The organism is Veillonella parvula, from assembly GCF_032577575.1.
GTDB lineage: Bacteria > Bacillota > Negativicutes > Veillonellales > Veillonellaceae > Veillonella.
In genome coordinates, this window is sequence record NZ_JAWFVO010000002.1 from 297958 (window position 1) to 311148 (window position 13191).

Consider the following 13191-nt stretch of genomic DNA (forward strand, 5'->3'; position numbering starts at 1 on the left):
GTAAAAGTGCTTTTCTATTGGCACACATTATTCATATTTTTCTAATCTTACTTATTATCTATCTCTTTATAATATTCTTCTATTACAATATCCTCTACTTTTCTTTTAATACTACGTAAATTATTATATTTGATTAGCAAATTCAACTTGCAACTAATATTATCGATTTTTACCTTTATTGATGTATTTTCATATATCTTTGTACTCAGTGCCTTTGCACTTTCATTGATAAATCTTATTTTCTCTTCGCTCGATAATTCTACAAAACGATACACCATATCAAACCTTGATTTAAGTGGATCTGGAAGTAATTTTAAATATCTCTCCTTAGAAATATTTGATGTAAATACAATTATATATCCATTCAAATTATGTTCTGTGCCATGTCGATCAGTAAATTTTCCATCTTCAAGCAATTCATAAAAAAAATGAAATACACTTGGTGTGGCTTTTTCAAATTCATCAATCAAAATTACTTTTGACTTTGACAGCTTCATTTTATTAATAAGTTCTCCACCTTCCTCACTTCCAATATAACCGAGCGGTGAACCAATCAAACTGTTTAAAACACCTTCATTAGAATAGTTTCCAAAATTTATTTTTATAAGTGCTTGATTTGGATACATAATATCTGACAAGATTTTTGCAAATTCTGTTTTTCCAATGCCTGATTCTCCAGTTAAAAAAATAGAAAAAATCTTACGTTGCTTCATTTTATTTAATAACGCAAATTTTTTAAGATTAAAGCTAAAATCTTTTTTAAAATCCTCATGTCCCTTTAATTGAAATGTAAGATTTTTGATTATTTTTGATACTATACTGTCCAAAGATAGCTCTGTTTCACAACCATAAGTTTCTTCTTCACCATTTAAATTGAAAACCTCATTATTTTTCTTAAATGTAAATGGTAAATATTTTTTTAGTTCTCCCTCCATATCCTCGCTAATCAAAAATTGGATATCCTGTTTTTTGTTTTGGATTTGTCTTAAAATAATTTCAAATGCTAAAATTAAGTCTTTCCTCAATGCAAATGTATGCACCATTTGAGTGATATCTATATAATGAACATCTTTCTCCGAAAGAATGTCCTCAATTACTTCACCATTAAACTTATAATTGATACTATCCGTATACGCAAAAAAGCTTCCGATAGACACAATTTGATACTTTTCAAAAAGTTCCTCTATCAAAGATTGTCTATATATTAATATAGAAATAGGTGCAATATTTATTTTATCCATAGGGATAATATCTTCTTTGCCTTTATTATCCTCATCTATTAGTAAATATTCTTCATTTGTTCCATCAAACATATAAGGAAATTTTTCCCAAAATGCATCTCTTGTTTTATTATTGATTGAAAACTCAACACTTTCAAAAGTTTCAATTAAAGTATACAAATACCGCTCAATAAACAATTTATAATATCCATTTTCAAAACCCAGTGCCGTAATATCAATTATACAATTATTAATAAAATCATCATCTAAATCATTTATATCGTCTATATTCGGAGCTAAGTTAAATATTAACGCAATGCTAACAAAATTCCGAGAAGTAAATTGAAATTTAAAATCATCCATTTTTTTTAAGTCAAATACATATAAAACTTTATTCATCAACTCACTCCTTATTAATATTTAATTCTTGAATAATTGCAATAACATCAATCAAATGCATTTCTTCACTTAGTTTATTAGGTCTGAAATCCAATGGGAATTCTTTCTGTTCTTTTGTAACAGAACTTTCTTTCATTATGTCATCATCATTTTGATCTGTTTCACTTTTATAAGACTCAAATATCAAATCTAAAAATCTCGACGAAACACTTTCTCGTTTTGAAAAATCTATTTTCCCCCTATATATTCCAACTATACTTAGTTTTCCCAGTTGCAAATCATTGTGTTGGTACCCATTCTCAAAATTTTCATTTGATTTATATGGCAGTTGAATAAGACATTTCATCTTGTCACAATCACCCAAAATACTTTGTTCAAATTGATAGTCAATAGTAAAGTCATCCAACATCTTCTCCATCATTTTATTCATATTTATTTCTATGCTATCATTCTCTTGATTTTTCAATTTACTATCCCGTAGCACATTTAAAATCATAACCGTATCATCAATATTTCTTCTTTTTAATTCAACATCTTTAAAAAGAATTAATTGCCCTGGTAATATATTTTGAATGGTTTTGTTATTATTTTTTGCGACTTCATACAATTTTCTTAACATTATTGATTTTGTTGTTTTAACATCAAAATTTTCATAAACACGCTTTTTGTAATTATCTTCTTTTTCCGCAGAAGTCTCTCCTGATAAAGTACTTGTTTTAGCAGAAAAAGTAGAGGTTATTCTTAATAATTCCTCCGAAATCTGTTCTCTCTCAACTGTTTTCATTATTTTATTATCAATAAGCATCGCAATTTCGTGCACTTTAGATGTATTTATATAAAAAAGATTAAATAGATCTTCATGGGTGGAATTCTTTGAAGATACTGAATTTTCTTTTATATGAGCATCATTTTTCAATATCAACACACTTATAAAGAAAATACCTGTGAGTATAGTTAGTATTGTAAAACGATTTCTCGCATAAACTTGATTTACAATATTCAAATTTTCAACTATACACAAAACAAAAAATGTAATTATTGTAGCAGTAATATTCCACTGTTCCGATATATTATATCTGAATATCTTATTCCCCAACGTAACCAATATCCATAGTAAAATAGGAATAAAGAAAAAGAAATTGCTCTTACCATAAAAAACGGATATTTCATAAATACATAAATCTATAAATAAATATATGCTTGATAAACATATAATACGTATTATTTTCATATAAGATAAATTCTTCACTCTTGTCATTTATAACTACACCAATCCACTCTAAAATCCTTTGTAACTGCCAAATCCAAGCATATATGCTGCCATTGCAATTGCCATATCTTCGGACTCAATATCCTGTTTAGCTGCCATTTCTCTTAATTCATCAATAACTGTGTCATGAGAAACAATTGTTCCTTCAAAATCTTTTACCGCTTTTTCTATTACTGTTGGAAGAGCCATACACATTTGATAAAAAGCATCTTCCTGCCCCGTTACAAGTGCATAAAATTGATCAAGGCTTACTCTACGAATCAATTTATGCCCAACTTTTTTCTTATCTACAGTAGTTTCCCACTTGATATTTTGAGAACGCTGTGCAATCGCTTCAACCAAAAAACAAGCACAATCATCATTCAAAAGCTGATTTTGCATTTTAATAAACATCTCACCGGCTGAAGCTGAATTCATCGTATTATGTTTGTTCTTCATCTCAACATACACAGCATGAACACTACCAGCATCAGGGATTTCAATTCCATTAGCATCTTCATATATGACATCCCAACCGCCCTCTTCTCCATTGGGCGGAACATGACACTTTGTTATATACTGAAAAAATTCTTCGATGGAAATACCCTATATCGTTATTATTTGATTTATCTCTTTAACAAAATATTTCATTACTTACAATTTCTTCCCATGATGATTGATACACCATCTTATCAAAAATAAGTTTTATCGGATCGATAATATTTTTGTTGAAACGTTTTAAATCGAAAGATTCCGCCGATTGTAAAATCAAGTTGAACAAGTAACACAAAAAGTCCATAAGGCTCTCTCCCTTTGGTAGAATGTAAGTGCCTAAACTTCATTCACAAGGAGAAAATCCCTATGGACCACTTACATTATACTGCAAATGAGCACAGAAAAGGACAACATCTTACATTTGAATGCCGTGTTTTGATTCAGACTCGACTCAAAGACGGATGGAGCCCTAACAGTATTGCCAAAGAAATCGGCTGCGCACCGAACACCGTTAGAAATGAGATCAAACGCGGAACTGTGTCACTATACAAAGGAAATATCCTCCGTTACAAAGCCACTGCCGGACAAGATGCTTATGAGCGAAATCGCCAGTCATGCTGCCGGCACTATGACTTTTTCGAGAAATCTAACTTCATCTCTTTTGTAGAGCAGAAGTTCTTCGAAGAAAGATGGTCACTTGATACTTGTATTGGCCGTGCCTTAGAGGATGAATTATTCACCAGAGATCAGATTGTCTGTACAAAAACACGTTATGGTTACATTAATCTCGGACTTCTTGGAATCAAGAACATTGATTTTCCGGAAAAACTTCACAGATCACCTAAAAAGTCGCAGATCCATAAAAACAAGCGGATCTCGTTATCGGCTCAAAAAATAATAACGATGATGCCCTACTAACCATGATTGAGCAAAAGACCAGGGAGTACTGGATGATTCGTGTCCCCGGTCGTGATTTGAACGGCGTCATGAATACTCTGTCAACAGTTCGTTCTCAGTTTGAGGAACACTGGGATGATGTCTTTAAGCAATCACCACAGACAACGGTTCCGAGTTTTCGACACTGTCTAACTTGGAGACTCTGAGTAAAACACTGGTCTATTTTGCCCATCCCTACACATCCTGTGAGAAAGGATCTGTGGAGCGTCATAACGGATTAATTCGCAGGTTTATTCCGAAAGGAAAACGGATTGATAGCTATTCAGATGAGCAGATAGCTCAGGTCGAACTCTGGTGTAACGAGTTGCCAAGGAAACTTCTCGGATACCGAACACCGGATGAACTCTTCGAGGCCGAACTGAACAGGATTTACTCTTATGCGACCTGATGGACTATTTAGCTGATAATGTTCAACTTGTTATTGCAATTTTCAAACTTTTTTTATTTCTTGTCTTCCTCATTAATTCAACAACAAATTCAAATTTGTCACTCGCTATTTTCTACAAAAGCCTCCCACCAAAAAAAGATGGAAGGCTTTCTAAACTGTTTACCTAAATACAACAACTCCCTTTTAGACCTGCCTTTTCTTGTTTTTAGTATCAAAACAGTATCATTTAGAGAATTTTGCTACTCCAAAATCGCTAAACCCCTGTATTTTTAAGCGTTTCGCAACAGTATCATATTAGTTTTTGTTATTCCCACTCAATTGTAGCAGGTGGTTTAGATGTAATATCGTACACGATACGGTTAATGTGTTGTACTTCGTTTACGATACGACGGGAGATTGTGTCCAATACGTCGTAAGGGATGCGTGCCCAGTCAGCAGTCATGAAGTCTGTTGTCGTTACGCCACGCAATGCCAAGGTGTAGTCGTATGTACGGAAGTCACCCATAACGCCTACAGTACGTGTAGATGTTAATACGGCAAAGTATTGGTTGATGCTGCGATCAAGGCCAGCTTTTGCAATTTCGTCACGGAAGATGTAGTCCGCATCACGCAAGATGTCAAGCTTGTCTTTAGTGATTTCGCCCATTACGCGGATTGCAAGACCAGGACCTGGGAATGGTTGTCGCCATACGAGGTAATCAGCCAAACCTAATTCAGAACCAAGTTCACGCACTTCGTCTTTGAAGAGGTTGCGCAATGGTTCGATAAGACCTTTGAAATCTACCACTGCAGGCAAGCCGCCTACGTTATGGTGAGATTTGATAACTTCAGCTTCCCCAGTACCAGACTCGATAACGTCAGGGTAGATTGTACCTTGTGCTAAGAAATCAACGGAACCGATTTTACGGCCTTCATCTTCAAATACGCGAATGAACTCTTCACCGATAGCTTTACGTTTAGCTTCTGGATCTTCAAGTCCAGCCAATTTATCTAAGAAACGTTTTTCTGCATCGACGCGGATGAAATGCATGCCAGAATCTTTGAAAGCTGCTTCTACTTCGTCACCTTCGTTTTTACGCATCAAACCATGGTCAACGAAGATACAAGTCAATTGGTCGCCCACAGCTTTAGAAATAAGAGCTGCCGCAACGGAGCTGTCTACACCGCCGGACAAAGCCAATAATACTTTGCCATCACCAACGGTTTTGCGGATATCTTCAATAGCAGATTTCGCATAGTTTGCCATTGTCCATGTGCCTGTGAAGCCACAAACTTCGTACAAGAAGTTGTGAAGCATTTCTTTGCCATGTTCAGTGTGCAATACTTCTGCATGGTATTGCATAGCATATAGTTTACGTTCTGTATTTTGCATGGATGCAACAGGGCAATCCTTCGTATGTGCTACGATTTCAAAGCCTTCAGGAACCTTTGCTACATAGTCAACATGAGACATCCATACGACTTGGTCTTCTTCCAAGCCTTTGAACAATGGAGATGTAGTGTCCACTTTAGTAGGTGTTTTACCGAATTCACGGTTGTCCGCAGATTTAACTTCGCCACCCAATGTATGCGCCATAAATTGCATACCATAGCACATGCCAAGAATAGGAATACCAAGTTCAAAAATCTCTTTCTCAATTTTTGGAGAGTTTTCTTCATACACGCTGTTAGGACCGCCTGTGAAGATGATACCTTGCGGTTTCAATTCCTTAATTTTATCCAGCGCTTTGTTGTATGGATATACTTCGCAGTATACGTGATTTTCACGAACACGGCGCGCGATCAATTGGTTATATTGACCACCAAAGTCAACAACAATTACAAATTCCTTGTTTTCCATGCCTTCCTCCATATGCATCTATTTGTGAAAGTATATTCACTATTTGTTATGCCCATACATACCTGTACTGGGGCGCGTTTTTCCGAACTAAACGCTAATTTTTCATTACATTTTATTATACCATAGGAAGTATAACGACTCCATATATTCCGTATGTAGATTATAAATAAATCTTTAATGTTCGGATTTCTAACTATCACTCTTTAAGAGCTTTCCGTATGTAAGTCAATTTGCTAACAACGCTGAAAGATATCTAGCTATCACTTTTTAGGAGCCTCTCTCTTATACATTTTTACAGCGCCCACGGGACAGATAGAATAGCAGTCGCCACAACTGATACAACCTTTTCCAATGATAAATCGAGTTTTCCCTTCGGTGATGCATTGAACAGGACAATCCTCAGCACAAGCACCACATTTAACGCAAGTGTCATCGATATTAAACTTTAGATTTCCCATTATACATCACCTCCTATCTACGGTGTATCTGTGCCAAGCTTAACATTATCTACTTTTACTTCTTCTTATTTAATTCACTATTATACGCAATAGCAGAATAGATTGCCTTTGCCACGCCTTGGTGGTTATTGTCTGTCGTTTCATAGCGTGCCGCTTCTTTAATGTTCAGCTTGCTATTGCCCATGGCTACACCAGCGCCCGCAAAGCGTAGCATAGATAGGTCGTTTTCACTATCCCCTAGTGTCATTACCTCATCAGGGCTTAAGCCCCAATGTTTTGCCAAGGCTTCTACGGCTGTGCCCTTTGTAGTGTGGGGCAAGACGAATTCTAAATTACCTTCACTAGAGAGTAGCACATCATAGAAGCGTTCACGGCCTGTACCGTCGTGGGATAGACCTTGGTATTCATCGCGCAAGTCTTGCAAGATACGTTGACGCATCGGTTCATCACCGTAGAAGATTTGAATCTTCTCAGGCCCTTCGTCTAAGGATTCCATATGAACTAGCAAATCACATACCATTGTCCGCGTAGCTAAGATAAATGGACGAATATTAGGTCTAAAGAAGAAATTAGATTGCTCTATTTCACATTCAGACATCTTTACCTTTGCTACTTCGTTGCCTTCCGCTAATGCATAATGATCGTAAGTTGCGCCTGGCAAACGAGTGTCTCCTGTACCAGAGATCTGATTTTTGGTATTAGGTAAATGGTTATCCATTATTCCATGAACCTTTTTATCTCCCTCATTGCGTTCGCTAGCGCATGCCCCTAAGCGTTCAGGAGTAATACATCTAGATGGCGGATACATGCCAAAGATTTGGTCTTTCACATAGGCCTCTACATATACGCCATAGGTTAACAGTTTGCGTAACAAGTGTAGAGCTTGTTCCTTATCAAAATTTACGTGGAATAGACTGCGGTTTTCATCCTTATCCATCACATAGGCACCATTGGTGCACATGAAATACCGTAAGCACGGTAATTTTTCGATGACATCATTCATCTCATTCCAAGCACGGCCAGAAGCAATGGCTACGCGAATGCCGCTTTCACGTGCGGCACGAATCGCCCCAATAGCATCCTCAGGAATCGCTTTTGCATCGTTTACCAAGGTACCATCTACATCGGACGCGATAAATCGAATTGGTTTATCACCTATAAGACCAATATAATTTTTTATAGTTAATGTTTCCTTTGAGGACATACAGCCTCCCTCATGGTATCTAAAATAGATTTATCAATATCTTGAATTTCAAATGAGTATCCTCATAGTATCCTATGACTATTCCCCTAGAGATCCTTTAAATTCAGCTACGATTTCTTCTAAGGTTGTTGGGTTTTCTACGAGTCGTAGTAAAGCGCCACCAATAATATTAGCACCATCAATGATGGTTTGTTCAATGGTAGGCTCTAACATGGCACCGGCAAATTCTTTAGAATGGCACACCTTCGGCTCGCCAGCGAGGCGCAATTTAGGATGGAGTGCTGCACATTGATAGCTTACATTGCCAATATCTGAACTACCTCCGAGGGCTGCCGGACCAGGTTCAAAATCGAGGCCCATGTCGGCCATTACCTCTTCGATAAGCTTTGTGCCACGGTGGTTTTGGTTCATATCATCATACGGATTACCATAAAACTCTACATCCACAGTTGTACCTGTACAAAGGGCAGCCCCTTCAAAGATGTTTTTGATTTGCTCAGATAAACAATTCAAGTACTCACGCTCCGTATGACGCACGGTAACCTCTAATTCACCGAAGGCAGGAATCACATTAGATGCGGTACCTCCAGCAATGATCCACGTGCCGATGCGCGTTTCAGGGCGCACTTGTTGGCGCATCATATCCATAGCATGGATGGCGAGTTGCACACCATTTACCGCATTGATGCCATTCCAAGGCTCTCCGGCTGCATGGGCTGGCTTACCGTGATACTTAGCACGGAAACAATCAAGTGCCAAAAATTGTGAATTAGGCCGTGTTTCCTCGCCGTCGAGATGCACCATGATGGCAAAATCGTATTCTTTAAACACCCCTGCATTGCACATATCCACCTTGCACCCCATCGCTTCTTCGTCTGGTGTGCCAATAATATCGATGTCCATGTTGAAAGCTACGCTCTCTTCTTGCATTTTATGTAGTGTTAATGCAGCCAACACGCTCATCGCACCGCTGGCGGAGTGACCGCATGCATGGCCTACCTCAGGTAGTGCATCGTATTCACAAAGTATGGCTAAACGCCCTTTGGGATTATCTACTTCCACGGCCGACGCCTTGAAGGCAGTCGGCAAATTACAGAATTCATAGGTTACGTCCATACCATATTTTTCGAGAACAGCGCCTATGGTTTTGACGGACTCAAACTCCTGACTGGAAATCTCAGGATTCTTGGCTAATGTGTAATTAATGGCAAACGCATCAGGTGCGAAGCTTTTACAAAGATCAGCAAAAGTAGTTGTAAGGGACATATTGCCTCCATGTATATAACCACATTATTGTAAAGGATTATGATACTCTACAATAAAGAATAGAAAACTCGTTTACTCTTAATTATACAATGTTATTGCCTATTGGTGTAAAATTCCGTACAATATAAACAGAAATGTATAAACCATGTATATGGATGTTTGAGGAGGATACTATGTTTAAGTTCAAAAAATTGACAGCCATCGCCCTCGTAGCGGTAGCAGCAATGGGTTTATTGGCTGGTTGTGGCAACGACAAACCTAAAATGACACAACAAGAAGGTGTATTGCGTGTAGGTTCTGAAACTACATTCCCACCGTTCGAATTCACTGAAGGCGACAAATACGTTGGTTTCGACGTTGATTTGTCCGAAGCAATTGCTAAAAAACTTGGTTTAAAAATGGAATTCAAATCCATGGGCTTCGATGCTTTGATTCCAGCAGTTCAATCTGGCGATATCGACATGATCGCAGCAGGCATCAATGCTACACCTGAACGTGAAAAAGCATTGGACTTCTCCGATGTATACTTCGACCAAGGCGGTTTCATCACAGTTGTTCGTAAAGACAACACAACAATCCACAACATGGATGAATTAGCAGGTAAAACTGTAGGCGCTCAAATCGGTACAATCCCGGTTGAAATGGCTCAAAAAATTCCTGGTACAACTGTAAAACAAATCGATTCTAATGCTAATATCTTCATGGAATTGAAAGCTGGTACAATCGACGGTGCTATCATCGATAATGCAGTTGCTATGTACTACCTCAAACAAGGTGCTGATCAAGACCTTAAACTCGTAGGCGAACCTACTAAAGCTGAAGGTACAGTTCTTGGCGTGAAAAAAGGCAACAAAGCTTTACAAGAAGCTGTTAACAAAGCTCTTAAAGAACTTAAAGAAGACGGCACTTACCAAAAAATCTACGACAAATGGTTCGGCGATTACAACAAAAAATAATATGTATTCCTAAGAACTAGGATACATAATAACCCCTCTGAAAGATTGCAGACATCACATAAAATTTGTGACAGCAGATTTTCTTCAGAGGGGATTTTTTTGTGCTTAAATCCAATTTATACCTAAGATTCTGTATTATGCATAGATATAGAGTAAAAATAGGCTAGTATACTATGAAAGCAGGTAACTGATAGCAGTATGATATCAATGGAGAACATACAGATATACTAGTATTGCCTCTTTTACGGTACCTCGCGTTCGATATATAATAAATATGTATTTACTGTATACATGTATAAAAGGAGGCCTAATGGCACAGTACTTTACGGAACGCCTGCAAAAGGTCTTCCACATGATTTTTACATCCTATAATCAAAAAATGGCTCAAGAAGGCTTACGTCAATTGGAGCTCATCGTCAATAATCAGCAAAATCCTAGTCAGCTAAAAGATAGAGCCTTACGAAACGACAAGACAAGCCGTCTTGAAAGTGATATAGACACTAAAGAGGATGCTCTCAAGATAGCCAATGATCCAGAGGCGCGAGAGCTAGGTGACGCCTATGCCCTCTTGGCACGCGTCTATGCAGGCCCTCGCTTTACCTGGGAAGAGTTTAACTTCCCAGAGGATAATATGCGCACCTATCAATGCTTACACGATAGCATTCGCCGTTGTAGCCCTATCGGTACATTACAAGCCTTGCGTATCAAAGGATCCATCACACCTACCGTCGAGAAGGATATGCAAATCTCCTTCGATGATGCTTTCCGCATTGTCTATGACCATGCGAATCGAGGCGATGCCTATTGCCAATATGTTATAGGCAATGTCTTTTTCTGGCGCGATGATAATCGCATCGACTCCGCTGAAGCTATGCTAACACCACCGCCCATGAGCTGGACTAAACGCATTCAAAGAAGCCTTACAGCAAACTCTGTACAGGATCGTATCGCCGCCTTACAAGGCACCGTGCCAGACGAAAAATTGCAAAAAAATGCATCTAACCTGGCGAAAGAATGGTTTAATAAGGCTCTCGACAACGGTCTTGCCATGTTCCAAGGAAACTTGCGCAATATCTATATCGACGAAGCCGACTTTTCCAATGCGCGCCGCGTCGCCAAGACTGCGGCCAAGCTTGGCAACCCGGCCATGATGCTATATACAGGCCTCGACTGCCATGAAAACGGTAAATTCGAGGATGCTTTCACGTGGTTCACTAAAGGTGCCGCCTTAGGTCAATCTGAAAGCATCGCAGAATTAGCGGATTATTACTATCATTTCTATGATGCCAAAAATTTACGTTGTACTATCCCCTACGATCCGGTAAAAGCCATAGGTCTCTACCGCCGCGCTGCAACGAAAGAGTTTAGTGATGCGGGCTACACCGCCTTACAGGCGGCCTTTGGATATATCTTTCACATAGGCCACCTGCCTCTCGACTGGGGTCTCATAGCAGACTTAACACATATGGCGGCTACAAAAGATCGATTTATGTTCGCCTTGCCCTATATCGGTTACATGCGAATCCACGGTTTAGGGGTGATGAAAAACATTCGCTTCGGTGTACAATCGTTACTGCGTGTCTTAGATGAAGAGCAACGTGCCTTCGAAGAAGAAGATCGCGTTCTTTTCTACGATATTACGCGCGCTTTAACACGTGTTGCCTTAGGCTATGCCTACGAAAAAGGCTATGTAACAGGCAAACCAGATTTAGATCAAGCCGTATCCTATTACGAGCAATCCCATCAATATATCTTGTCTCACAAAGCCAATTTAGATCCGGAGCTAAAGGATATTCCCATCGATGACGAAGCAGAAGAACGATTAACTGCCTTTGAAGAGGTTGATGGTCACTGGCAATACAAAGAAGGCGTTGCCGAATCCACCACTACGGTGCGCCCTGCACCTGCCACCTGGCCTCAAGATGCGGCCCGTTTATCTGTGACTATGGACGACTTCCTGTGGGATACAACTTTGTATGACTGGCAAACCATTGAAACAGCCTTAGAGTCACAAGAAGAAATGAAGCTCAGCTTTTACAATCGTTTCCTATCCGTTCCAGATGCATTGCGCAATATCTTCAAGCTCGATGTAACGCGGATGCTACGAAATAATTATCAAGTAAGACTGCACGGTTATGATCCAACAGAAGGACATGAAATCGTTTATAAGGCCGTATACAACAAAGAAAATACCTTAAGTCTATTAAAAGAGCTTTACCATAATCGTCAGTTGCCTAGCCTCGAAGAGAACTGGTCTATCGAAAAGAATGAAGAAAAGCCGACTTGGCACTACGTGCTCGATGTTGATCAACAGCCATTCTTGTTAGAGGAATACGACGATGCGAATGCTATGATTCAGACTGCCTTGCAAGGATTGAAAGAGAAAAAATACGAACAAATTAATATTCGCACCCATGACTTTGTGGGCCCATCCTATTTTATTTTTAAAGGCAATCAGTCGACTCCATTTAGAGTGCAGCTCTATCTAAAAGAATCTGCCCGTCATACCATCGATGACGATGGAAACCCACAAGACACGCCTGGTAAGACCTACTTATTCGAACAATATGTGGGGAACGAAGTATCCTTAAACTATTGGATTCAAAAAACGATAAATACCTTGGAAATTCCTGAACTAGATAATTGGAAACAATTAACAGTGCCAAAGGATTTACAAACATAAAAGACCATCCCCAGTGAGCTGCTCCCCCAAAATTGGACACAATTTTGGGAAGTGAAGTTCAACAGGATGGTCTTTT

At 38.7% G+C, this 13191-nt stretch carries 9 protein-coding genes and 2 pseudogenes; 3 read left to right on the forward strand and 8 right to left on the reverse strand.

From position 1 onward, the window contains the following. Positions 1 to 47: 47 nt before the first annotated feature. From E7K77_RS05305 to E7K77_RS09975, 4 genes and pseudogenes are all read right to left on the reverse strand, one after another. Positions 48 to 1619 carry an AAA family ATPase gene (locus E7K77_RS05305; RefSeq protein WP_325306394.1) on the reverse strand — a complete coding sequence of 524 codons (1572 nt, stop codon included), beginning with the start codon at positions 1617 to 1619 and terminating at the stop codon, positions 48 to 50. Between the two features lie 4 nt (positions 1620 to 1623). After that, a complete protein-coding gene (locus tag E7K77_RS05310) occupies positions 1624 to 2877 on the reverse strand; it encodes a hypothetical protein (protein ID WP_325306395.1) in 1254 nt (417 codons plus the stop codon). 21 nt (positions 2878 to 2898) lie between these two features. Continuing rightward, positions 2899 to 3471 (reverse strand): Eco47II family restriction endonuclease, encoded by a 573-nt coding sequence (locus tag E7K77_RS05315; protein ID WP_325306449.1) that lies wholly within the window; start codon positions 3469 to 3471, stop codon positions 2899 to 2901. Further along, positions 3386 to 3667, reverse strand: a pseudogene (locus tag E7K77_RS09975) (Eco47II family restriction endonuclease). Before E7K77_RS09975 ends, E7K77_RS05315 begins: the two are co-directional and overlap by 86 nt. Before the next feature lie 62 nt (positions 3668 to 3729). Here E7K77_RS09975 and E7K77_RS05325 point away from each other — a divergent pair. Then, positions 3730 to 4708: pseudogene (locus tag E7K77_RS05325) on the forward strand (IS30 family transposase). A 304-nt stretch (positions 4709 to 5012) separates the two neighbouring features. Here the strand turns inward: E7K77_RS05325 and guaA are convergent. The 4 genes from guaA to E7K77_RS05345 form a co-directional block, all read right to left on the reverse strand. Then, entirely contained in the window at positions 5013 to 6548 is a 1536-nt protein-coding gene (gene guaA, locus E7K77_RS05330; protein WP_021147641.1) for a glutamine-hydrolyzing GMP synthase, read from the reverse strand. Positions 6549 to 6808: 260 nt separating this feature from the next. After that, positions 6809 to 7006 (reverse strand): 4Fe-4S binding protein, encoded by a 198-nt coding sequence (locus E7K77_RS05335; RefSeq protein WP_008715202.1) that lies wholly within the window; start codon positions 7004 to 7006, stop codon positions 6809 to 6811. A gap of 55 nt (positions 7007 to 7061) precedes the next feature. Next, positions 7062 to 8210 (reverse strand): HAD hydrolase family protein, encoded by a 1149-nt coding sequence (locus tag E7K77_RS05340; protein WP_325306397.1) that lies wholly within the window; start codon positions 8208 to 8210, stop codon positions 7062 to 7064. 78 nt (positions 8211 to 8288) lie between these two features. Continuing rightward, complete coding sequence (locus tag E7K77_RS05345; RefSeq protein WP_325306398.1) at positions 8289 to 9476, reverse strand: amidohydrolase; 1188 nt, start codon at positions 9474 to 9476, stop codon at positions 8289 to 8291. Between the two features lie 173 nt (positions 9477 to 9649). On the opposite strand from E7K77_RS05345, the gene E7K77_RS05350 reads away from it, so the two are divergent. Together E7K77_RS05350 and E7K77_RS05355 are read left to right on the forward strand one after the other, a co-directional pair. Beyond that, a complete protein-coding gene (locus E7K77_RS05350) occupies positions 9650 to 10432 on the forward strand; it encodes a basic amino acid ABC transporter substrate-binding protein (RefSeq protein WP_101928688.1) in 783 nt (260 codons plus the stop codon). Between the two features lie 310 nt (positions 10433 to 10742). Continuing rightward, on the forward strand, positions 10743 to 13115 hold the full coding sequence (locus E7K77_RS05355) for a tetratricopeptide repeat protein (RefSeq protein WP_287526327.1): 2373 nt from the start codon (positions 10743 to 10745) through the stop codon (positions 13113 to 13115). Positions 13116 to 13191: the final 76 nt, after the last annotated feature.